The organism is Moorena sp. SIO3I8 (genome assembly GCF_010692325.1).
GTDB lineage: Bacteria > Cyanobacteriota > Cyanobacteriia > Cyanobacteriales > Coleofasciculaceae > Moorena.
This window is the reverse complement of the sequence record NZ_JAAHHW010000037.1, coordinates 1-23,891: the sequence shown is the minus strand read 5'-3', so window position 1 is coordinate 23,891 and position 23,891 is coordinate 1. Positions and strand designations below refer to the sequence as shown.

The following is a 23,891-nucleotide window of genomic DNA, read 5'->3' as shown; positions in this document are numbered from 1 at the left end:
AATTGTTAGTAATTATGGTTTAGGTTACAGACATTCAGCAAATAATTTAAGTTTGTTTTAAACAAAAATAACCGAATTACTATAACGCTACTAGATAAAAAATATAATCATAGCTTGTGAAGAAAGTGTGAAAATATCATAGGTAGTGGAATTGTCAGCTTATGCGCTACGCGCACGCGTGCGCGTTCAGATTTCAGCTAGGGAAAGGATAACTTCGGCTCTCGGAAAAGAGAATTAGATCAAGTCCCGTTAATCATTTGTAAAATAGCAGATTTAGCAGCAATAGCAATCAATAGGTTAAATTTTCCGGAATAGACCCACAACATAACGAAAAAAATATTTAACCAAGGAATTTAACTGGGCTTCCCATCAGTCGAGGATAGCCAGCCAAGCCAAATCTGGTTGACTAATCATCCTATGGCTGAGCAGGTAATGGGTGATGGGTAATGGTCAACTACTAATTACCAAGTCCTAATTACTGATTACTAATAATCGATTTTTTAAGAGAAAATTATGTATCAGCGCATCAATAGCACAGTTTTCTTAGCTTTAGTGTCCAGCATTATGGCACTCACCAATCCCACTAAAGACGCTTATCTTGATCATGCGTCATGGCACTTACATGATACTTACTGCCAGCAGAAATCCCTTCCTCTTGGGGTAAAAGCAGCTTGTTTTGTCGGTAAACCTTTACCACCTGATGCAGTTAAGCCAGTGATCGAAAGCTACACTCGTCACCAAAACTATTTCCTTTTCAGTATCTATACCACCAACTTCTGGGGTAAAAAATTTCACACTGTTGGGCTAGGGGGCAAATTTTTGGTGTTTTAATTATGTAAGCATTCAGCTCTCAGCTCTCAGCTCTCAGCTCTCAGCTCTCAGTTATCAGCTGATGCCCTATGGGCACGCTACAAAACACCTCAATTAGGGTGAGCCATTCGCCTAGGGTGGCCTTTGGGCAAGGCTCACGGCTGAATGCTTACGTTTTATCACCAGTTTATTAGGGAAGGAATAGTTAATTATCAACACCACTCAGTAAATTGGTTTACGATGTTCGTGACCTTTCTAATAATTAGCGAATAGGACGGTAACTGGGAGCATGTCAACTTGATTAACTTGAATTAAAGATTGAGAAAATTGAAGAAAAACTTAGTTAAAACTAATCATGATGACACTGTCATTAGTTATCTAATTTTTTGTGGAAATCTAAGTTGAGAAATAGCAGTGTACTCCCAATGACAATACCTATTGCGATAAATTGGGCTAAGGTTTGGGAAAGTAAGGAAAACCAAAAATCGTTTATGAAAGGAATATTATTAAAGAATTGTAATATGAAATGAATAATATTGAATAATTGTAATCCAAAGTCAATAACCATAACTAAAAAACTGAAGAAGAATACTCTCCACCAATTATCTTTAACTATAGAGCGACTGTAAGCGAAAGCGTCTTCTCCCCATTGGTCTCTCAGAATAAAAGCAAGCCCATAGTATTGATTATTTATAATATAAATTATAACAGGGATAACAGGGTTTTTAAGTACAATAAGTCTAAGGATAAGTACCAGATATACAAGGACTATAGATACCGTAAAAAAGTAATTATGAGATAGAAAATCTAATAATAAAAAAAATACAAAATATGATATAATTGATATTATTATTATTTTTAATAATACAGTTATAAATGCTCGCAGCTCTATCAGAAAAACTACAATAATAAATTCCAAACTCATCAATAATAACGGAACTAAGCTTGCTAAGATTTTTTTGAATACACTCTGATAGTTATAATGTCTTCCATAAACATAATTATTGGTAATAATAGCTATGGGTATAAAATAGATGTTTTTCCATATAAATAAACTAAAAACAAATATTGATTCTAAAGGATTATTTGAAAGCAGAAATTGCCTACCTGACAGAATTATCAGGAAAGGTAAATATATTGTAGAAAATATCAGTAGGATAGGTTTTAAGTTTTTTATATAAACCTCAAACCCCATTGACATTAATTCTATTAATCCGAGTTTCCGGTTTTTAAGTTTAGAGAGAATATTCATAGTGACTGTTTACTCAAAATTTATTTAGAATCAAAACGTTAAATTATCTGTGATTTAATAGCTCTACGAAACATAGTTTGTATTAAACCACGCTTATTGCTGACTAGGTCTGATGGGACTGGTTATTTATAAAAAACCAATCTATCTATTGATCCAGTCGCTCATGGGGGAAACCACGCTGCATCAAGACAACGACTTTGTTATTTTGGTATAGACACGCTTAGGCAACTTTTTACAATGAAATAGCCCTGGCATCAAGACAATTTATTTTTAGTTTATTGAATCCCTGGCTATTTAAGGGGTAATCGCTCCTTTAAACTACTCATTTACTATAATCATTTTAGGAGAGCCATTTTCTTGAGGAACTATCTGTTGAATACTGGTATCTACCTGCGGTATTGATTCAATTAAGGCATCGAAAACGGAAAGTAAAAACATAAAAAACAAGAAACTCATGGGAATCGAAATAATAAATCCGATCAGTGTCTGTCCTAAATAAGTCCTAATGGATAGCCCCATCAGATGATCGATTCCATAGTCGATATGCCAATTTCCTTGTTCATCTTGATAGACGTTTTTAACTTTCATAAGTTTCCTCGCTCATCCAATAACTTAAAAAAAAAATACAAATCCACAAAACTTATAGCTCACATGGCGCTATAATCGACGATGCTACCCTTTAGAAACTAAAGGTTTATCCCTATCAAGAGCTACAGGTGGCGTAGTCTATAGTCACGGAGCTGCTCCCAAAATTGATTAGTTAAGGTCTATATACTAATCAGGGCTAGCTTAAAAATTTATGCAATCGGATCTTTTTTCCGTAAGGGCAGGGGCGGGAATGCTTTCGCGTAGCGGCTCCTAGGTCCCATCCCATCCGCGTTAACTGATCAGCTGTGTTGACTGTGTAGTTGTTAATCAGATCACAATCATGGTGGCTTAGTCATCAAAAATATCCAACTGCTCGATGGTCACCTCTTGGTCGCTCACCTTTTGGCCAGTTGTGTTCCTAGCTGACAATTGTTTGCCAATCCCCTTGCGCAACCCCAGGGCAATTTTGCTGTGCTTCTCAATTTGCTTCATCACCTGCTTCGCCCGCTTAATCACTGAGGTTGGTAAACCCGCTAAACGTCCGGCCTCAATGCCATAAGAACGGTTAGCTCCTCCTGGCTGTACCTGATGCAAAAAGATGATTTCATTGGGTAACTCTTTTACCGTCACTTGATAATTAGCGACATTGGGCAAAATCGAGGCTAACTCATTCAACTCATGATAATGGGTGGCAAAAATCGTCCGTGCCTTAATTTCCATGGCCAGATACTCCCCCACTGCCCAAGCTATGGAAAGACCATCAAAGGTTGCTGTACCTCGACCAATCTCATCCAACAACACTAAAGACTTATCCGTAGCATGATTGAGAATATTCGCTGTCTCGTTCATTTCCACCATAAACGTAGACTGGCCTGTTGCTAAATCATCCACCGCACCGACTCTGGTAAAAATGCGATCGCATATCCCCAAACTTGCTTCCGATGCTGGCACAAAACTTCCCACCTGTGCCATCAACTGAATCAATCCTATCTGACGCAAATAACAACTCTTCCCACTGGCGTTAGGTCCGGTCAAAATAATCAAATCAGGATTATCCGTTTCGGTGGCAGGTTCGACGGTTGTTCGCGTAGCGTGGCCTTTTGGCCAAGGTTGGACGGTTGCAGGTTGAAGGTTAGAAGGTTGAAGGTTAGAAGGTGGAACGGTTGAAGGTTGTTCGCGTAGCGTGGCCTTTTGGCCAAGGTTAGAAGGTTGTTCGCGTAGCGTGGCCTTTTGGCCAAGGTTAGCAGGTTGTTCGTTATCCAGTTGCTCGTTATCTAGTTGCTCGTTATCTAGTTGCTGGTTATAATTTTCAACGTTCAACTCGGAAGAACCTTCAACCTTCAACCTTCCAACCTTCAACTCCTCTTCAACCTTCAACTCCTCTTCAACGTTCAACTCAGAATAACCTTCAACCTTCAACTCCCCGTCAACCTTCAACTCCTCTTCAAGCTTCAACTTCCCGTCAACCTTCAACTCCCCGTCAACCTTCAACTTGTTTTGACCTAAAGACGCGGAATTCGGGACAAACAAACCACTGGGCAAGGACTGCTCTACCACTGGATGCCGTCCATCTATAATCCGAATTTCCCGGCTTTGATCCATATCGGGACGACAATATCCCTGATAAACAGCGACCTCTGCTAATCCACACAACACATCCAATGCTGCTACTGCCCGAGACACACCCCGAATCCTGTCAGCTTCCAGCGCTACCTCATGGCGCAAACCTACAAAAATTTCATACTCTAAACGATTCAAATCCTCCCGGGCCGTCAGAATCCGTGCTTCCCTTTCCTTCAGCTCTGGGGTTATGTAGCGCTCTTCATTAACCAAGGTCTGCTTCCGAATATAGTTATCTGGTACCTGAGCTGTTTTAGCACGAGGGACACTAATGTAATATCCAAAAGTCTTATTAAACCCTACCTTCAGCTTGGGAATATCTGTCTTTTCCCGCTCCGTCACTTCCAAATTGGCAATCCACTGTTGATCCTCCTCGGCTTGAGCACGCATTTCATCCAACTGCTGGTTGACCTGAGGCCGAATTAATTTCCCCTCAGTCAGATGCAACGGTGGTGACTCTACCAGATGCTCCTGGATTGTGTGCCCTAACTCTTCCAATTGTGGCGGTACATTCTGCATCACTTTCAGATAGGGAGAAGAGCCATAAGCCGCTAGGTCAGCTAATTCCGGTAACCTCAACAGAGAATCCCCTAAGGCGACTAAATTTCTGGCATTAGCTCTACCAGAACTTGCTTTACCTGTCAACCGCTCCAAGTCATAAATTTTCCGAAGCAGCTGCTGTAAGTCCTGGCGCAGTCCAGTATTTTCCACCAATTCCGCGATCGTATCATGTCGTGCCCGGATTCCCTTAATCTCTAGTAATGGTTGCAGTAGCCAGCGCCGCAATGCTCTACCTCCCATGGCTGTACTGGTTCGATCTAGAGCCCAAAGCAGGGAACCATTAAAGGTGTTATCTCGGACAGTAGCAGTAATTTCCAGATTGCGACGAGTCTGGTGGTCGAGAATTAAATAATCAGCAATGGTATAGGTACGTAATATCTGTAACGCTACATAATTTTCTTTTTGGGTATCTTTGAGATATTCCAACAACCCACCAGCAGCACGGACACCAAGGGGGAGATGTTCACACCCTAACCCTTCAAGCGATCGCACTCTGAACTGTTCCAACAGTCGCTGTCGGGCTTCGGCCAAGGTAAAGTGTCGTTGGGGACGGAGTGCATAACAAAATGAATTTGGTAAACAATCCGGTAAACTCTCAGAAGTCTGACCAGGTCGTAGCATACTCCCCAAATCGGGAGCATTGGTGGGAATTAATACCTCAGAGGGCTGCAAGCGCATCAATTCCTGAACCAGCAGGTCTAACTCTCGGTCTTGAGTAGTCAGAAATTCCCCAGTGGAAATATCTGCATAGGCTAAACCCCAATGATTCTTAGCAATCACTACTGCTGCCAGGAAATTGTTACGACGAGCATGGAGCATCTCCTCTTCCATCAAGGTACCGGGGGTAAGGACACGGGTGACTTCCCGGCGCACCTGACGTCCTTCTTTGGCTGCCACTGAGGCATCTTCCACTTGGTCACATATTGCGATCGCATAGCCTTTTTCCACTAGCATGGTGCTGTAGCGGTCCAAAGCATGGTGAGGAACCCCCGTCATTGGCACCCGTCCCACTCCCTTACCTGCTTCTTTGCTGGTTAAGACCAGTTCCAGGGCTTCAGCAATTATCCTGGCATCCTGAAAGAAGGTTTCATAGAAGTCCCCAACTCGGTAGAGCAGCACAGCATGGGAATACTGGTCTTTTACTTCAGCAAAATGCTGCATCATCGGTGTCAGCTTACTGCGGTCCACTGTCCGATGGTCAGTATTCTCAGGCGCAACTTTCCTTGCTGCTTCAGTTGCCCTTTTCGGAAGGTTATCGTTGGATTCGGGAGTAGATGCTTGAGGGGATCTGCTCATTTACTAAGCTAGAAATACCAATACTCTATAGTAAGAGGTTAATCCAAGTCACCCTCGGTTTGTTAGATTCATTTCCACTGGGCTTACATTACTCTATCGCAATAGTTTTTTTTAAATACTAGGGAGTAGAGTAAACACATCTAATGGATTGATTCATACATATAGTGTTTATTTATTTCCCTGAACACTATATGTAGAAAATATCTTGTCAATAAGCACAATAATACCGGGTTTATTGAGAACTACCCCCAGTTTGTTGACAAGATGCGCTTACCCTGGCATTGTATAGCCTAGCCAGAATGTCTAAATTATTCTAAATTATTCTAAATTATTCTAAATTATTCTAAATTATTAGAACTAAATTATTCTAAATTAATTATGTGTATGTTTAATACTAAGCAATTCCCTTGCTGATGCCCCTATAAGTTGGAAGAAATTAAAGAGCTGTTGATGACAGTATTGTGTTTATTTAAAATCTTCTCTGTTTATTAAGAGGTTGGGAGGGAATCGAATCACACTTATACAAATTAAAAGGTGTTATACAAATGAAAAGTGTCATCAGACGTCGAAGGTTTTTGGTTGTACTCGCTACCATGACCGGGCTAACAACCTTGACCCCTGTTTTGACTCAAGGTCAGTCTGGTGTTCAGATTCTTTATGCCTTGAAGCCCAATGGTCAACTGTCCTACTATAGCTATAGTGGTCTACCGGATCCTAACAACTTTCGTAATCGGGGTGCGGAGAAGGTTATTTCAAACGGTTGGAACGAATATAGTAAAGTTTTTTCTGGAGGTTCTGGAGTTCTGTTTGCTCTAAAGCCCAACGGTCAACTGTCCTACTATAGCTATAGTGGTCTACCGGATCCTAACAACTTTCGTAATCGGGGTGCAGAGAAGGTTATTTCAGACGGTTGGAACGAATATAGTAAAGTTTTTTCTGGAGGTTCTGGAGTTCTGTTTGCTCTAAAACCCAATGGTCAACTGTCCTACTATAGCTATAGTGGTCTACCGGATCCTAATAACTTTCAGAATCGGGGTGCGGAGACGGTTATTTCAGACGGTTGGAACCAATACCAGAATATCTTCTAGGGTCAGCCAGGTTTATAGCTCAGGGTAAGAGCATCTCAATCACACGCTTGACAAAAGGAACCAGCGGCATTCGCATCTAAATTGCAAAACCCTGATCCAGTAAGGATTTCATCAATTGATTCATGGGTAGGACTCGATCGCTGAAATCCTCACCCCGCCAGCATGTACAAAAATAAGATGCGAATGCCGCTGGACTAATAAATTCTACTCTATTGACACTCCCCGCCCTTGAAGGACGGGGATTCTTAGTTCTACGACACGCCTTAAAATTAGCTATCCTGAAAGGCAATATTTAAGCCAAATACCCGTTCATGCATAACCAAGTATCGAGCCTAATTTAACTAATCCCAGTGGGCTTATCTCCCTAAGCGTTGGGCATTTCCCCGTTCCCGTGTGCCCCACGGTACGTTATATATTTTGAATTTGCTACTTTACTGGTTTTCGGTATCTGTTAAGATCCATGCGTTTTAGAGGTTTTTCGCGCCTCGTGTACTAGCATCGCTTTACGTCGTTATTAATTGAGGTAGTACCGACGAATCCTACCTGTGCTAGGCTACACACTTAATATATTATACACCTTTTTCTAATAAATTCTGGAAAAGTCGCCCTAGAAGGGCAAGGCTTGAGACCCATTATTTTGGTCAAAAATGCCACTTAGGTTTTATAATACTCCCGAATTAGGGTACATACTGCTTTGATCCTCAGGGTGCATCTATATTATTGGATTTTCTTTGATCTTATTGGTCAAGTTTTTGGATCTGAGTCTCGTCAGGGAGAAGATAATAAAACAGCATTTCACACAAAAAAATAGCAAATTCATAGCAATTATCGAGCTCAATAACAAATTAATCTATGTCTGAATCATCAATTACTATTACAGTCAAGCTTTTTGCTGCCTATCAAGAAACCTATGGCTTGCCAGAACTCCAGTTAGGATTTCCCCCTCAAACATCAGTATCAGCCGTGCTAGACCGTTTACTGAGTGAACACCCAGAGCTGGAGCAATGGCGTGAAGTGACGCGCTTTGGCATCAATCTCCAATTCGTTCCCCCCGATACCCCCTTGCAAGATGGGGATGAAGTGGTTCTGATTCCTCCTGTTAGCGGTGGCTAATCGATTATTGTGCCTGCAAGCCTTTTGCCTCCAAGGGCTGTGTTTCTAGTAAAAACTCAGAAAAATTGACTGATATGTAGGGTTGCTTCGCCATGATCAGGAATCCAGGATACCCACTGGTCTTGTGAAATCTGGCAAAGCAGTAGCGCTTCATCAAAGCTATAGGGATTAGGTAGCTCTAACAGACGTACCCAAGTCCCAGGTTGGAACGGTTCCTGGGACTGATCTAAGTTGGGATTAGGGGAGCTGTTCCAAGTCGGGGTTTGGGTCTGCGATTCTAAAAGTTTCATGGTTCTCTCATCAAGGTAAAAAAATTCCCGTCTACCCTAGCTGAGACTGCTTCGAGCCAAAATCTTCCCAGACAATGGGTAAACTTTAACTATTTTCTGTATTTAATTTTACAAAAATAACTGGGCAGCACTAGCGTTGTGAGAGCTAATGTAATTTATCTTTGGATAACTTTACAGGATGCCTCGCCAAAGGGCATTGCTTAAAGTAGGAGTAATGTGTCGGTGGCAAATGGCTGATAGCTGATAGCTGATAGCTGATAGCTGATAGCTGATAGCTGATAGCTGATAGCTGATAGCTGATAGCTTACTTAAAAAATAAACACAAGTTGCAGCTGCAATTCTTTTACCTGACGCAAGATTTCAATTTTTTGAATAAACTCCCGAAAGTAAAACCGACGCTCTGATTCTGATAAATCAATCCAGAATTGAGGAATGGATACTGTCTGAGCGATCGCTTTTAAATTCACTGGCGGCAAAGCAGCTAGCTGCTGCTGCAATTGGGAAATTTCTGTCCGTAGTTTGTATGCTCGTAAATCAGCAGTTTCTTGATCAAGCACCCCACTAGACGTTAACAGGGTTAGCTGCTCTAAATTATCTTTTTTTTGAGTAATTTTACCCTGAAGGGATTCCTTGACCCCATCCAAGCTGGGAGCATTCATAGCAGCAACAGCACGGGGTAATTCCTGACAGATCAGTTGAATAGTCTGCTCCAAGACCTGTTCATAACTAAGAGCACGGCATTTGGGATGCTTAGGACAATTGATCGGACGTAGGTAGAGATATTGTTTGTTTTTACGATATTGAGTAACACTAACAACGGTCATCCCCGACTGACATTCCTGACAAACCACCAACCCGGCCAAAGAACGGGGAGCACTAGCGGTTCGAGGAGGTAATTGTCGGTTGCGCCTGAGCAGTCGGTCAATTTGTGCCGCTTCTTCCCGATTCAAAATAGCACTATGGGTATCGGAAATAACCTCACCATTTTTTTGATAGCCAAGGTCTCCCCGATAAACCGGATTTGTTAGCCAACGACGCCCGGTAGTCACGGAAATCCGTTTACCATATTTTTGCTCTAAATACCGTACTGCACCCCGCAAGGAACCATAAAGCAGAAACTGTTCAAAAAAATCCTTAACCACCGGTGCCGTACTGCGGTCAATTAGATAGCGGTCTTTGCCCCGCCGATAGCCATAGGGGGCTTTTCCTGGTGGGGGTAAGGCTTTGAGGCGATTACGAGCGTGCCCTTGCCGAAGGCGGCGGCTGTTGACTTCCTGCTGGATTTCGTGTAAGAGCTTCAGTAAACTAGCGCGAATCGTAGTGTAGTTGGTAGCATCCGTTAGCTGAGCAGAATTGTAAGATTGCTCTGTGGCAATCAAACAAATACCGAGGGTTTCAATTTGGGTAATGCGATCGCTAATTTCAGCTAAACACTCTCCCAGTTCTTCCAGACGACGAATTAGCAAGTAATCAGGGGGTTGAGCTTGGCAATCCGCAACTAACTGCTGCCACTGCTGACGTCCTCCTAAATCTAGATAGATCTGATCCACCTCCAAACCCCAAACTTCTGGGTCGGGCACTGGGTCAAGTAGGGGATTGCTGTACAGGTAGGCAATGGTTTTCATCTATTTTCCCCATACCGACCTTAACCCCTAAGTGCTAATCTTACTAATCTGACTAAGCTCAATAATATTACAATCTGGATCTTGGGTAAATAATGCCGCACGACCAGACGAGCTCAATTGAATCGGGTAACCATGAGCTTGTAGACATTCCTTCGCTTCATCTAAATTTACGACACTAAAGGCAATGTGGGGATTACGACCCCATTTTTCAGGATTTTTTAGGTCAACTTTAGCATTAGGATTAACCATCAAGTGAATTTGGAATTGACCAACTTGGTACCAAGCACCAGGAAATCTCAGCTCTCGTTCAACTTTAGATAATCCCAAAATCTTACCGTAAAAATCCTCTGCCTTTTCCAAATCAGAAACTAAAACAGCAACATGAAGACACTGATTAATTTCCATAATCTTTTACTTTAAGGTTACAGGTTGAAGGTTTTAATGTTGAAGGTTTTAATGTTGAAGGTTGAAGGTTTGAAGGTTGAAGGTTGTTTGGTTTGAAGGTTGAAGGTTGTTTGGTTTGAAGGTTGAAGGTTGTTTGGTTTGAAGGTTGAAGGTTGTTTGGTTTGAAGGTTGTTTGGTTACAGGTTTAAGGTTTGATGGTTTAAGGCGACAGGTTTAAGGTTATAGCACTACCAATTAAGGTTAGTGCTATTCATCTGCTGACAGCTGACCGCTGAAGGCTGAATGCTTACAACCAGCTAACCTTGGCCTATTGGCCACGCGATCGCGTTCAACCTGCTAACCTTCAACTAGCTAACCTTGGCCTATTGGCCACGCGATCGCGTTCAACCTGTTAACCTTCAACCAGCTAACCTTCAACCAGCTAACCTTCAACCTACTAACCTTCAACCTACTAACCTTCAACCAGCTAACCTTCAACCTACTAACCTTCAACCTACTAACCTTGGCCTATTGGCCACGCGATCGCGTTCAACCTACTAACCTTAAACCTGCTAACCTTCAAGGTAGCCAACGAGCATTAAATCCAGTTAGGAGTGGTTCCGCTTCCAGCTTCACTGGAGTATCTGAAGATGTATCATCCACTAAAGGTAATAGCCAGAGTCTAGCATTGGCAATTATTTGTCCTTCATCAGTGATCAAACCTTCATCAGATGACCGTTCAGGGACTATTTGATCAAAGAGTATACCTAAGTCATCTGGGGACAAACTCATATGAACTTCCTGTTGCTCCGGTAAAAGTACCAAGCGCTTTAAGGTATACTCATTCTTGTCATTAGGTTTAAGGCTAATCGCTGCTAGGAAAGGTTCTTCTTTGAATTCTTCCCCAGCAATGAGTTGGCTGAGCAGACAATAGAGAATATGGTTTTGCGCCGAGAATTCACAACTATGGACAGAACCAGTGGTGCGCAGTATCTCTTGCTCAGAGCCCTGGTTTTTGACTAAAAATAGCGATCGCGTATAGTCACTATTAAACTTCACCATCACTGCTGCTGAACCATCCTTAGCAAAGTTTAGGACCATGCCAAACTTCGGTAAAAAGTCTAGGGGTTGAGCATTTGGTGTCAAGGGTAAAATGCCCACTCCCTGACCTTGAGCCATCGCAATAGCGTTGCTGTCAGGAGTAATCATAAAATCTCCTCCTGGTTCATGGTCTAATGGTTTCGGTTTAGTACCAGTTTGTATGGTCCACAGCCCAAATTCCGAAGGATTACTGCGACTGACCCGCTGTACCACAATCGTTTTACCATCAGCAGACAAATCAAACTTCAGATTCTGGTAGTCTTTGCTATCGAGAACCAGCTCAACTTTACCACCAGAGTCTGAGGATACGGTCTCTTGAGCTGGGGCACGAGTAGATATGCCCGTGGTCACAGTATATAATTTTGCAGAGAGCAAGTCCTGTTCTTTATTCTGACTTCTAACAGCAGAGAAAAGAATTCGGCTGCCATCAGGATAGAACTTAAAGTCCATAACCAGCAAATCTGGAGGCGTTAAGATAGTTTTTTGTTGGCGAGTGAGATTATAGAAAATTAATCGCCCCTGTTCTTCTGCTTTAACACCCACATAGGCAAAGGCTCGGTCACGGGTACGGAAGGATGCCTTAAACGGTTCGATGGCAGTCTTATTGCCAGGCTTAGCGAATTGCTCTACTGCCCCAGTGAGCTGGAATTGATACTCGGTGCCATAGGGTAAAGGGAGCAGCGGAGTATAAGCCATTTTGCGTCCAGCCCAGCTAATTTTGCCCGGGATGGGTGGAACAATGTTCAGATTCGCTTCCACACTAGTCTGATCCATAGGACGGCTGAAGGTTAGGATAAATGCTTTATCCTCCGCACCGATTTGTTTATCTTGCCAGGAAAATTCCCGTACCCTGGGGGCAGTGCGATCGCCAGTCCACAGTAATATACCAATCAGTAGACTCAGTATAACTATGACTACCCCAGCAGTACGGTCAATGGGTTGAACAAAGGTTTGAATCTTCACGGTTTGAGCTGCTACTGTTGACATCTCCCCCGGTTAAAACACGGGGGATTCTAAAAGGTTGTTAGGAGGCTGGTTGAAACCGAGCCTCTATCGGCTTTCGCCGACGCTACGCGAACGCCAACACTTCTTTTTCGATATGATTTTTTCAAGGAACTAAAAACGTCATATCGGTGTGGGACTGTCAAGGATCCCCTACTCACCTTGGTTAGATCAAGACCTAACTGTGTGGCTACTTTTCTTGCAATGTTTCCGGCACCGTTGCAATCAGCGTTTACTAAGCATCCAGAAGAAGTCTTATAAAGCCCACGTCTCACTCTTTTTCCTGATGGCTTCCATTCACTGGGTTTTTCACCGTGTCTAGGTAATGGATCCTCATCCAGAAAAGACGCTTTGCTAGTGTATGACTCTTCAGTAATTGTCAATTTAATTCCGTATTCATAGCAAAGTTGTTTTAATCTTTCGATTAATCTTTTAGTGGGAATTAAAACAAAATTTTGATTACCTCGCTTACCCATATTAGATGCATTTTTTTGCCGCTCATTCCATCCAATAATCAGATTTCCAATTTTATCGTTAAGGCAACGGTTAATAATAAACCTGGCAGCTTTGTTCTTCGCATCTCTCATTTGGTTGTTGCGCTTACGCTGCACTCTATCCAAATTAGCATCCCAATAAGATTCGGATTTCCCTGACTTGTACTTAGCGACCAACCTAGAATAGCCTTGGTTCATTGATTTAAGCTTTCGACCGTCGATTATCAGGCTTTTTCCTTTGGTCGAAATACCAGTTAGCCAGTTGTCTCCGCCATGATCAAAACTCCAAGCTTGAGAGTAGTCCAGATCTGGATTATGTTCAACGGCCTGCTTCCCGTCATCTATAACCCAGTCAATCCACAACTGCCCTAAGTTAGGACGAATGGTTACCTCTTTCACCCAATCTGGATCTATAAAGTCAGGCGGAGTTAACGTTATCTTGCAAATTAGTTCTGGCTTAGATTCTTTACTGATTGAAGGGTAAAAAATGCCTTCTTTGTAGGTAAGTGACTGTCTTGGAAAAGTGACACCAGCTAATCCACCTTTTTTTCTGTATCTAGGCAGCCTTGGCCTATCGACTTCCCCTTTGTAATAAGAACCTACTAGTTGGTTGTAGCTAGAAATTGATTCTCCTACTGATTTTAAAGTCTGTTGAGCTGATTGAGCCGCCATAGCCTTGTAATGAGGATTCATCTTCAAGACTTTGTCTAACTCTGGATACTTTGTAATACACTTGTAAGTCTTCCATCCCAGCCTTAACTCGTCACCTCTCCAATAAGTGGAATAAGCTTCTAGCTGCTCTTTTAACCAATCGTAATGTTTCTGCTTGATGTAATAAATAGCGCAATTTATCAAGCTATTCGCTCGCTGGCACTGAAAGACCCAAAAAGCCTCCTCTTCGTCTGTAAATTCTGCTCTTACCGGAATGGTTTTGTACAACTTCATCACCTCCTACTATAATCATAACAAATGTCTGCCTATATTGTCATATATAAATATGAAAACAAATTAGGATCACAAGTTTGCCAGAAGCAGCAGTTAAAGGAGGAGGCTGAACGGCTGGGAATGACTCAGTCTGAGTTGATTAGGAGTTTGATAGCCAGACTGCCTGAACCCACACGAAGAGATACGGCGGGGTTTACCCCGTGGCTCTGTTTCATCCGGGAGACGAAACCTTAGAATAGGGCAGCCTTAATGAATAAGTTTTAACCAAAGGTGCGCTTTCCGTAGGCGAATTAAATTCGCCACGGGTCTTGAAGTTACCGTAAGTGTAGTGGAGCCTTAATACAATAGTTTTAACCATGCATCTTCATAGCCAGTCACTTATAAAGGCGACCCTACACGCTTGGCGCGCGTCTCTGCACCTCTTTTATGCATAGCCGACCAACTATAAAGACTGCCCCAGGGAGGGATTGCTCGCTGGGGTAACTTCTAAGCCGGTCTAAAGACGCAGGGTTCTCAGATTTCTGGATGTTTTGATAGCCAATCTGTCACCGCCTCAAGCCAATACCCCAGTATTAGTCAGTCCAATCCTCACTAACAGGGTAATTGACCCAAAAAATCGGATATAAGTTCAAAAATTGGTAATTTTAGACTTATCGCATTTTCTAGTCAAAGTAGAAAAACGAAAGTGCGTTCGCGTAGCGTGGCCTACGGCCAATCGCTAATTTTATCAGAGGATTAAACTTTGATTAATTGCAAATTATAGCGGTTTGCGTTTAAATAAAGTATAATATATATATCCCAATTATGAAAGCCTATTCTGTTGACATAAGAACTAAAATTATCACAGCTTATCTAGACTGTGAAGGATCAATTACGCAGTTATCTAAAAGGTTTAAAGTGAGTCGTGATTTTGTATTTATAATTATTAAAAAATTTAAAGATACCGGAGATTTATCACCAGGTAAACAAGGGAATAACCGAGCCTCTAAATTAGAACCATTCACAGAATTTATCAAATCTATGTTGTCAGATTATCCCTCATTAACTCTATCCGAAATAGTGGAAATACTTGAAAACGAAAAAAAAATTACTGTCCACATAACTACCTTAAGTAGATTCTTAAAAAAACTCAATATAACCCGAAAAAAAAAACTTTATATGCCACTCAAGCCAAAACGGAAAGGGTAGGTAACTTAAGCAGGGTAAGCGCATCTCAAAACCTATTGACATAAAGGTTTTGAGGCATCATGATAATGAGATAAACAAGCAGCGATAATCGTCAACATATAGTTATTATCCATGGCAGCTCGATTCGATTTTTGACGATTACTACGCCGGAACGATTGCTCTAAATTCAATGCGTTAAGTGCAATTCGTCGCAGCAATGATAAGTTTTGTGGAGCATGGCCAGTACGAACACGGCAAGCATCTTCATGAAAAGTGACATCTAAAGTCCAATGCAACCCATTTTCTACACCCCAGTGGAGACGGATAGCTTTCCCGCTCTTTACGAGCATCACAATCCAAACTCGTTAAGTAAAACTGAACTTCGCGTGTAGTTTTGTTCCACAGATGACGTACTCTTATCACCATGACAATACACTTAAGTCCGACCCAATCATCTTGGTTATGTAGAGGTGATATTTCAGATATTGGAACACACCACACTTGCCTTGTTTCAGTCCGATGATGACCTTTTTCTATCCGTTTATCATAACTATGAGTAATCCCTTTAAATCCCTGTTCTAGGTTTTTATAAAACCAATCTTTTACTTGTTTATGAAGGGTAGGATGGTTGGCTTTAAGAGCTAAAACGTAATCAGCTTTGGCACTGATAATTTGAGAGGCAATGGCAGTTTGCGTACCCATAGCATCAATTGTTACGATACATCCAGCTAAATCTAGTAATTCTAATAAGGCGGGAATTGCCGTGATTTCATTTGATTTATCAGCTACTTTTACTTGTCCTAAAACAAGACGATATTCACGCTTTCCATGCACTGACTAAGTGCAAAGCGGTTTTTCCCAGTACTCTATCATAAGAGCCTTTGATAGTTTTACCGTCAATGGGAATTACCTGTGCTTCTACTGTCTCAACTATCGATTGGACCCAACGTCTAAAACATCTCTCGAATATTTTTGGGTTGATACGCAACTCCAACGGAGACGCTGCGCGAACAAACACTCGGCGAAATGTGTCTGCACTTGGGATACCTTTCGGTTTTGCTAAAAATTGCTCTAGCCATTCATATTTACTTAATCCATAATTTTCCATATCCTCCCATCCCTTGGCTCCTGCAATTACTGATAGTATTGCGATGATTAAAATATCTGTTAACAAATGGACACGTGTTCTAGCCACACGGGGGTCTTCTATCTCGCTGAAAATTAATGCCATTTTTTCAGTTAACGCAGTCGCTTTAGCTACACTTAAAGCTTTCGAGTTTAATTTCGAAACTGTTCGAGATTGAAAACCATTACCCATGAGACTAACCCTAATCTAAAGTAGACACAATGCTAATCACGATACTACTTAACATCATTAATACTCAAACTGGCACTTATACATATATTAATCAATAAATCTGTACTTTTTTATACAAAATTAGATGCGCTTACCCTGGTAACTTAAGATATCTTTATTGGCAAAAAATTACTAATTTTTTAGTAAAGAACCTAGTTTTTTTGGATGAAACAGGGTTTAATTTAGGCAAAAAACGCATTTATGGCCGTTCTCAAAGAGGAACTAGAGTTGTCGATTATCGTCCTTATTATAGAGGAGAAAATATTACAATAATTAGTGCTCTTTCTTCGGAAGGTATCTTAGGGACTATGACGTTAAATGGTTCAATGAATACTCAAAGTTTTCTAACTTATATAAAACAAGTTTTAGCACCATCATTATGGCCTGGCGCTATGGTAATTATGGATAATTTACCCACCCATAAAAGTCAAAAAATTGTAGAAATATTATCTACAGTTGGAGCTAGTGTTTTCTTTTTACCTCCTTACTCTCCCGATTTTAATCCCATCGAAAAGTTTTGGTTTATTTTGAAAGAATATTTGCGTTCATTAGTCCCGATGACTAGAGATGAGTTAGAACAAGGTCTAGTAGAGTGTTGTGATTCTTTGACTAAAGAAGACATAAAAAAATTGTTTTCTTATTGTTGTTATTGTAACTAACTTAAGTGCAAACCGCTATAAGTAAAAAATTAAGTTTTTCTGACTCGAAGCTCCTGATTCGAAGCTCCTGACTCCTGAGGTGCGCTTTCCGTGTCTTGATGCAGTCGCTCATGGGGGGAACCACGGCAGTCGCTCATGGGGGAAACCCCCAAGACCGCGCTGCCTCCCCAAGACCGCGCTGCATCGCTAGGCGAATTAAATTCGCCACGGGTCGCACCTCGATAACGTTGCTTATGTCGAAATCACGTTGGCACGATATCGAAGGAAAACCATAAGTAAAATTACTCAACAGTTCTAGCCTATAGTTTCCAAAGCCAATCCCCTTCAATTTATACAGTTAATACTTTATCTAGCGGTTATAATAGTAATTATGGATACATTTTTTTACCTATTCCCTATTCCAAAGTTTCCTACTCCCTACTCCCTGTTCCCTTTTACCTGAGCCAAATTTACCTTTGCTATAACAATACAAATCGTCAAAGTCAGATAAGACAAATTGTCAACCTTTTTGGCTTTGTAATAAATCTTAAAACTTTCTGAAAATATACTAATACTAAGGGTTAGCTGGCTATACTAAAACCAGGTGATATATCTAAAGTCAGGTATCGCTATCCTTGCTCCAGTTAGTAGCTATATCTACTAACTGGAGCTAGCTGCTTGCTTTGTAAACCCTGTAATTTGAGTCAATCAATTTGACAAAGTTAGTTGTTTGCTTAAAAATTAGCAGTCACTAACTAGATATCTGATCAAGTCTAAGTAAATCCTCAGTTAATGAGGATTTATATCTAGGTAAAAACTAAAAAATAGGAGAATCGCAGTGTTTTTTTTGAAAGGAATAAAGCCCCAACAATTTTATGTTATTTTATTGCTGCTCAGCCTGAATATAATTGTTTTTATGGCTCTAATGTCAAAGATGCCTAATAATTTGATACTAGCGTTTTAGTTAGTCTATTATTTTACTATTATTTGAGTAGTATAATTCAAACTTAGTAAGTTAGTGGTAAATATGTAGTGATTTTGCTACGGTAAGCGTGAAGGTTTCGGGTGTGAAAATCACTACTTGTTTACCACTACCAACAATTCCTCATTGAAACCTCATTGAGAACAATATGCTAGAGTATCTCCCCCCACTCAACGATCACAACTTGCCGTATCCCGATACAATTCATCCGATCGTGGTTCATTTTGTGATTGCCATGGTATTGTTTGCCGTCTTGTGTGACGCTGTCGGCTACTTTAGCCGTAATTATCGTCTGTATGAGGTAAGTTGGTGGAATTTATTTTTTGCGACTATTTCTATCTTTATTGCTGTTATTTTTGGGCAAATTGAAGCCGGATTAGCAGAGCCTTACACAGCAGCAGAGGCAACATTGAACCTGCATACGCTGATTGGCTGGTCTCTATCTGGCATCATTGCAGCGGTGACAGCATGGCGCTACATTATTCGTTCTCGCAATCCCAAAGAGTTACCCATACCTTTTTTGGGGGTGGGGGCGTTGTTAGTAGGGTTAGTGTTTGTCCAGGTCTACCTGGGTGACTTACTCGTTTGGGTCTATGGATTACATACTGTTCCGGTAGTAGAAGGGACTAGGGAGGGCTTGTTGCAATGAGTTCAAACCTAATTGACCAACTGGGGAGCCAATTGGGAGCCAATGGCTTGCCTTACCCGATTCCGATTCATCCCAATCTGGTACATCTAACCCTTGGTTTATTTATCGTGGCCATCGGCTTTGATATTGTTGGGGTCTTGTTTCCCCTGGAAAAGCCAGTCTTTAAGATACTGGCAATTCCTGCCACAAGATCCAATTTTTTTGATGTCGGCTGGTACAACATGCTGGCAGCAGCAGTGGTTACTTTCTTCACCGTTGCAGCGGGTTTCTATGAAATCATGCTGGCAGACCCACCCACAGAGGTTACAAGTGCCTGGGGATTACAAGCCATGGAAACCATGCTTTGGCATGGAGTTGGCGGAGTCTTGCTGCTGCTGCTGATTGTAGCAATGACAGTATGGCGAGGATTTCAGCGATTTGTTTGGAATAAGGATAGGGCCAGACAAGTACAATGGACCTATTTGTTAGCGGGACTAGGGATTTTTGCACTGATGTTTGTTCACGGTACCCTGGGAGCGCAACTGGCGGCAGATTTTGGCCTACACATTAGCGCTGATCGCCTGTTGAGACTGGGGCAAGATCCAAACTTACTCTTGAAATAAATAAGCTCATGAATATTCGCAGGATTTTGACTTTGGTTGTCGTTGCGATCGCATTAGCCGGGATTAGTCTGTGGATGGGTCAACAGGCTTACTCTTGGTTTCCTCCCCAAGCTTCAGCTGAATCCCTGCTAGTTGACGATTTATTCAGTTTCCTAGTGACACTGGGAACCTTTATTTTCTTAGGAGTAGTAGGAACCCTAACCTATTCAGTCTTGTTTCAGCAAGCAGGCAAGTATGACATCAGTGATGGTCCAGCAATTGAAGGAAACATCACCCTGGAAATCGTCTGGACAGCGATTCCCTTAGCCTTAGTAATTTGGATTGCAGCCTACAGCTACCAGGTCTACGACCAGATGTCGATTCTCGGTCCGATGGAGCATGTTCATCTAGAAATGGCAACCGCTGAGGCTGCACCAATTGAACCAAGTACTGACTCACAAATGCCTGACTCCAACGAACCAATAGAGCGTATTGAAGTCTTGTCTCGTCAGTGGGCGTGGGAATTTCGCTATCCCGAGCAAAGTATCAGCAGCACAGAACTGCATTTACCCAACAACCATCGCATCAAGCTTACCCTGAAATCAGAGGATGTGATACATGGGTTTTATATACCCGCCTTTCGAGTCAAGCAGGATATTATCCCAAATCAGGCGATCGAGTTTGAATTTACTCCCATTCGCGAAGGCAACTATCGGTTGCGGGATTCTCAATACAGTGGAACTTACTTTGCAGCAATGCAGGCGGATGTGGTGGTACAATCCCCGGAATCCTATCAGCAGTGGCTTGCTCAAGCAGCGGTTCAACCCCCCAAAGCAGCCTACAATCAAGCCTTCGAGGAATATCGTCGAGCCTCTGAAACAGCAATTAATGCAGGCTGGAAAACGGTGGTTCCAGCTGCGCCTCCTATGGTTAATTACTCTGGTTCAAATCAGCAAAACAAAGGGTTATGACCAATCTTTCTTCGGTTGACGCGATCGCATCCTTGGGCAAACAGCCCTCGCCAGGTACCCCTGAAGACTGGAAACGGTTTTTCAGCTTCAGCACCGATCACAAAGTGATTGGGATTCAGTATATTGTCACCTCTTTTTTCTTTTTTCTCATTGGTGGAATCTTTGCCATGATCGTCCGGGGTGAACTGATTACCCCAGAGGCCGATCTGGTTGATCGCACCGTCTACAATGCTATGTTTACCCTCCACGGAACAGTAATGCTGTTCTTGTGGACCTTTCCAGTGTTGGCCGGGCTGGCCAATTACCTAGTACCGCTGATGATTGGGGCACGGGATATGGCATTTCCCAGGCTAAATGCCCTGGCCTTCTGGATGGTGCCCGTCTTTGGGATTGTCCTGATGGGAAGCTTTTTAGCTCCAGGAGGCCCAGCCCAGGCAGGTTGGTGGTCTTATCCACCCGTGAGCCTGCAAAATCCTACTGGTGCTTTGATTAGCGGTCAATTTCTGTGGCTACTAGCCGTGGCGCTTTCGGGAGTATCCTCTATTCTGGGAGCCGTCAACATCGTAACCACCATTATTCGGATGCGATCGCCCGGAATGACCTTATTCCGAATGCCTGTGTTTGTCTGGGCTGTACTCAGTGCCCAGATTATTCAATTATTTGGCTTACCTGCCCTGACTGCTGGAGCCATCATGCTGTTGTTTGATTTAACCCTAGGCACCAGCTTTTTTGACCCTGCCAAAGGGGGCGATCCCATTCTGTTCCAGCACTTTTTCTGGTTCTACTCTCACCCAGCCGTTTACGTAATTATCCTGCCGATTTTTGGCATTTTTTCAGAAATATTCCCAGTTTACGCCCGCAAGCCCCTTTTTGGTTACAAAGTAGTTGCTATTTCATCCCTAATTATTGTTGGGTTGAGCGCTATAGTCTGGGTGCATCACATGTTTGCTAGTGGCACCCCCGGATGGATGCGGATGCTGTTTATGTTCTCCACCATGCTGATTTCCGTGCCAACTGGCATCAAAGTCTTTGCCTGGGTAGCCACCATTTGGGGAGGCAAACTCAGACTAACCAGCGCTATGCTTTTCGGACTAGGTGGCTTAGTGATGTTCGTATTTGCAGGCATTACTGGCATTATGTTAGCAGCCGTTCCAGTAGATATTCACGTCAACAACACCTATTTCGTTGTTGGTCACTTTCACTACGTTATCTATGGCGCAACAGTTATGGGGATTTATGCCGCCTTCTACCATTGGTTCCCCAAAATGACAGGGCGCATGTATAATGAAGGATTGGGAAAACTCCACTTTGCCCTGACCTTTATTGGAGCCAATCTCAATTTTTTCCCCATGCACCCATTAGGACTGCAAGGCATGCCCCGCCGAGTTGCGTCCTACGATCCCGAATTTGCCTTTTGGAATGTGATTGCTAGCATTGGAGCCTTCCTGTTGGGCATGTCTACTTTGCCCTTTATCCTCAATATGGTCGGTTCCTGGGTGCAAGGAGAAAAAGCACCAGCCAATCCCTGGCGGGCGATCGGGATAGAATGGCTTGTCTCCTCCCCGCCCAGTCACGAGAACTTTGAACAGTTGCCTGTGGTGATTGCCGAACCCTATGGCTATGGCAAATCTGAAGCTTTGATTTCTAACCCTGATGCGCTAGAAGTTATCCATGAACCCAACTGAAATCGATCCATCACTCACCTCTGGTGTAATACCGAGTCAGACCCATACCTCTGATGGGACAGCAGAACATAGCCATGATGAAGCAGGCAACAGCATGTTTGGCTTCATCATTTTCTTGCTTTCGGAAAGTGTGATCTTCCTGAGCTTCTTTGCTGGATACATTGTTTACAAGACTACCACAGCCGACTGGCTCCCTGCCGGTGTCACAGGGCTAGAGATCAAAGAGCCAGCTATTAATACTGTAGTGCTGGTGTCTAGTAGTTTCGTAATTTATATTGCCGAACGATATCTCCATGTCAACAATCTGTGGGGCTTTCGGGCATTTTGGCTCCTGACCATGGCAATGGGGAGCTACTTTTTATATGGTCAGGCAGTGGAATGGAGCAGTCTCCCCTTTGGGTTTACCGATGGCGTATTTGGCGGCACCTTTTATTTGCTCACCGGGTTTCATGGTTTGCACGTGCTGACAGGAGTCTTGTTGCAATTGATTATGCTGGGACGCTCCTTCATTCCCGGTAACTACGACAACGGTGAGTTTGGGGTTGCTGCCACCTCCCTGTTCTGGCATTTTGTCGATGTCATTTGGATTATTTTGTTTGTGCTGATTTACATCTGGCAGTAGCCTTATTCCTAGGTTGGGTGAGCAGGAGCGTAACCCAACCAGGTAAGGCTTTTGTCATGTTTAGTTAGATTTCCAAGAACAAAATGCTCTATGAAACTGATATCATCCAATGGGTTGAACAACAAGTTTATCTGATCAAAGAACAACGATATAGTGAAGTAGACTGGATTAATCTCCTAGAAGAAATTGAAGACTTGGGTAAACGAGAGCGAGACCGCTTTTTATCTTCTATTCGTTTAACGATTCAACATCTGTTGAAATGGGAATATCAACCTGAAAAACGGTCTAGGTCTTGGGAAATAACCATCAAACGAGAGCGCAATAACCTTAAACGCTATCTCAGAGATACTCCTAGTTTAAAGCGATACTGGGCAGATTTATCAAAGGTTTATGGTGATGCGAGAGCCGATGCTGCTAATGAAACCGGAATTTCCGATTGGGACTTTCCTGACAAATGTCCCTATTCCCCTGAGCAAATCCAATCGGATTGGTTTCCTCCAAATTAGAAGTCAAACAATGGATACCCAAACGACCTATCGAGAAATAATAAAACAAGTTATTCTAAAATACGCTCAATTTCGTCCCTCTCATGGAGACATCCGACTTGATCCCATTTTTGACGAAACACGAGAGCACTATGGATTAATGCAGGTAGGATGGTCACAGGGAAAAAGAATCAGAGTAAACCTAATATATATTACTCTAAAAAATACGAAAATTTATATTGAATATGATGGAATAGAAACGGGTATCACTACTGATTTAATTAATGCTGGCATCAAGAAAGAAAATATTGTTTTAGCTTTCTATCCTCCCGAAATGCGTCAGCAAACTGAATTTGCCGTCAATTAAAATTGATATGTTTGATAAAATCAAGGCTATAACAAATTTAATTTCAAATGACCATGGATAGAAAAGACAGGTTACCGCTTATAGGAGTAGGGTTGACTATTAGCTTAATCCTAATGGGTTGTAATCCCTCTGATGATGCGTTAGAAAAATCTCGTTATCAACCCTTGAATCTAGCTGAGATAAAAGGTAAGGGAATAGGAGATGATCCGAAAGCGATC

At 42.3% G+C, this 23,891-nt stretch carries 21 protein-coding genes and 1 pseudogene; 13 read left to right on the top strand and 9 right to left on the bottom strand.

The features are described 5' to 3' along the window. Positions 1–513: 513 nt before the first annotated feature. The gene (locus tag F6K51_RS16220; RefSeq protein ID WP_293021803.1) at positions 514–831 is read left to right on the top strand and encodes a DUF4359 domain-containing protein; all 318 of its coding nucleotides are present in this window, start codon (positions 514–516) and stop codon (positions 829–831) included. 349 nt (positions 832–1,180) lie between these two features. On the opposite strand, the gene F6K51_RS16215 is transcribed toward F6K51_RS16220, so the two are convergent. The 3 genes from F6K51_RS16215 to mutS form a co-directional block, all read right to left on the bottom strand. Further along, positions 1,181–2,062, bottom strand: a complete 882-nt coding sequence (locus F6K51_RS16215; RefSeq protein ID WP_293021802.1) for a hypothetical protein — start codon at positions 2,060–2,062, stop codon at positions 1,181–1,183. A 318-nt stretch (positions 2,063–2,380) separates the two neighbouring features. Continuing rightward, positions 2,381–2,650, bottom strand: a complete 270-nt coding sequence (locus tag F6K51_RS16210) for a hypothetical protein (protein WP_293021801.1) — start codon at positions 2,648–2,650, stop codon at positions 2,381–2,383. 348 nt (positions 2,651–2,998) lie between these two features. Continuing rightward, complete coding sequence (gene mutS, locus F6K51_RS16205) at positions 2,999–6,127, bottom strand: DNA mismatch repair protein MutS (protein WP_293021800.1); 3,129 nt, start codon at positions 6,125–6,127, stop codon at positions 2,999–3,001. A 545-nt stretch (positions 6,128–6,672) separates the two neighbouring features. Here mutS and F6K51_RS16200 point away from each other — a divergent pair. Both F6K51_RS16200 and F6K51_RS16195 read left to right on the top strand, forming a co-directional pair. Beyond that, on the top strand, positions 6,673–7,215 hold the full coding sequence (locus F6K51_RS16200) for a tachylectin-related carbohydrate-binding protein (protein ID WP_293021798.1): 543 nt from the start codon (positions 6,673–6,675) through the stop codon (positions 7,213–7,215). An 852-nt stretch (positions 7,216–8,067) separates the two neighbouring features. Then, on the top strand, positions 8,068–8,328 hold the full coding sequence (locus tag F6K51_RS16195; RefSeq protein ID WP_293021797.1) for a MoaD/ThiS family protein: 261 nt from the start codon (positions 8,068–8,070) through the stop codon (positions 8,326–8,328). A gap of 56 nt (positions 8,329–8,384) precedes the next feature. Here the strand turns inward: F6K51_RS16195 and F6K51_RS16190 are convergent, their stop codons facing one another. The 3 genes from F6K51_RS16190 to F6K51_RS16180 all read right to left on the bottom strand — a co-directional run bounded on the left by F6K51_RS16190 (position 8,385) and on the right by F6K51_RS16180 (position 10,648). Further along, positions 8,385–8,618 (bottom strand): hypothetical protein, encoded by a 234-nt coding sequence (locus tag F6K51_RS16190; protein WP_293021796.1) that lies wholly within the window; start codon positions 8,616–8,618, stop codon positions 8,385–8,387. A gap of 308 nt (positions 8,619–8,926) precedes the next feature. Continuing rightward, positions 8,927–10,243: a recombinase family protein gene (locus tag F6K51_RS16185; RefSeq protein WP_293021794.1), complete on the bottom strand. Its 1,317-nt coding sequence runs from the start codon at positions 10,241–10,243 to the stop codon at positions 8,927–8,929. Between the two features lie 27 nt (positions 10,244–10,270). Next, on the bottom strand, positions 10,271–10,648 hold the full coding sequence (locus tag F6K51_RS16180; RefSeq protein WP_293021792.1) for a VOC family protein: 378 nt from the start codon (positions 10,646–10,648) through the stop codon (positions 10,271–10,273). Between the two features lie 357 nt (positions 10,649–11,005). Between F6K51_RS16180 and F6K51_RS16175 the strand changes: the two genes are divergently transcribed. Next, entirely contained in the window at positions 11,006–11,188 is a 183-nt protein-coding gene (locus tag F6K51_RS16175) for a hypothetical protein (protein ID WP_293021790.1), read from the top strand. 18 nt (positions 11,189–11,206) lie between these two features. Here F6K51_RS16175 and F6K51_RS16170 read toward each other — a convergent pair whose 3' ends face one another. Both F6K51_RS16170 and F6K51_RS16165 read right to left on the bottom strand, forming a co-directional pair. After that, positions 11,207–12,715, bottom strand: coding sequence for an Ig-like domain-containing protein (locus F6K51_RS16170; protein WP_293021789.1), 1,509 nt, complete (start codon positions 12,713–12,715; stop codon positions 11,207–11,209). A 26-nt stretch (positions 12,716–12,741) separates the two neighbouring features. Continuing rightward, positions 12,742–14,163: a transposase gene (locus F6K51_RS16165; protein ID WP_293021788.1), complete on the bottom strand. Its 1,422-nt coding sequence runs from the start codon at positions 14,161–14,163 to the stop codon at positions 12,742–12,744. Positions 14,164–14,973: 810 nt separating this feature from the next. Here F6K51_RS16165 and F6K51_RS16160 point away from each other — a divergent pair. After that, positions 14,974–15,357 carry an IS630 transposase-related protein gene (locus F6K51_RS16160; RefSeq protein ID WP_293021787.1) on the top strand — a complete coding sequence of 128 codons (384 nt, stop codon included), beginning with the start codon at positions 14,974–14,976 and terminating at the stop codon, positions 15,355–15,357. 32 nt (positions 15,358–15,389) lie between these two features. Here F6K51_RS16160 and F6K51_RS16155 read toward each other — a convergent pair. Beyond that, positions 15,390–16,567, bottom strand: a pseudogene (locus F6K51_RS16155) (ISAs1 family transposase). A gap of 287 nt (positions 16,568–16,854) precedes the next feature. Here F6K51_RS16155 and F6K51_RS16150 point away from each other — a divergent pair. The 8 genes from F6K51_RS16150 (at position 16,855) to F6K51_RS16115 (ending at position 23,673) form a co-directional block, all read left to right on the top strand. Continuing rightward, positions 16,855–17,352, top strand: coding sequence for an IS630 family transposase (locus F6K51_RS16150; RefSeq protein ID WP_293021785.1), 498 nt, complete (start codon positions 16,855–16,857; stop codon positions 17,350–17,352). A 1,109-nt stretch (positions 17,353–18,461) separates the two neighbouring features. After that, complete coding sequence (locus F6K51_RS16145) at positions 18,462–18,962, top strand: DUF2231 domain-containing protein (RefSeq protein ID WP_293021784.1); 501 nt, start codon at positions 18,462–18,464, stop codon at positions 18,960–18,962. Then, a complete protein-coding gene (locus tag F6K51_RS16140) occupies positions 18,959–19,564 on the top strand; it encodes a DUF2231 domain-containing protein (protein ID WP_293021782.1) in 606 nt (201 codons plus the stop codon). The genes F6K51_RS16145 and F6K51_RS16140 overlap by 4 nt, the downstream gene beginning before the upstream one ends. Positions 19,565–19,572: 8 nt before the next feature. Continuing rightward, complete coding sequence (locus F6K51_RS16135) at positions 19,573–20,514, top strand: cytochrome c oxidase subunit II transmembrane domain-containing protein (protein WP_293021780.1); 942 nt, start codon at positions 19,573–19,575, stop codon at positions 20,512–20,514. After that, positions 20,511–22,199, top strand: coding sequence for a cytochrome c oxidase subunit I (gene ctaD, locus F6K51_RS16130; protein ID WP_293021778.1), 1,689 nt, complete (start codon positions 20,511–20,513; stop codon positions 22,197–22,199). Before F6K51_RS16135 ends, ctaD begins: the two co-directional genes overlap by 4 nt. Next, entirely contained in the window at positions 22,186–22,821 is a 636-nt protein-coding gene (locus F6K51_RS16125) for a heme-copper oxidase subunit III (protein WP_293021776.1), read from the top strand. Before ctaD ends, F6K51_RS16125 begins: the two co-directional genes overlap by 14 nt. An 83-nt stretch (positions 22,822–22,904) precedes the next feature. Beyond that, the gene (locus F6K51_RS16120) at positions 22,905–23,327 is read left to right on the top strand and encodes a DUF29 domain-containing protein (RefSeq protein WP_293021774.1); all 423 of its coding nucleotides are present in this window, start codon (positions 22,905–22,907) and stop codon (positions 23,325–23,327) included. A 10-nt stretch (positions 23,328–23,337) separates the two neighbouring features. Further along, a complete protein-coding gene (locus tag F6K51_RS16115) occupies positions 23,338–23,673 on the top strand; it encodes a XisI protein (RefSeq protein ID WP_293021772.1) in 336 nt (111 codons plus the stop codon). Positions 23,674–23,891 lie beyond the last annotated feature (218 nt).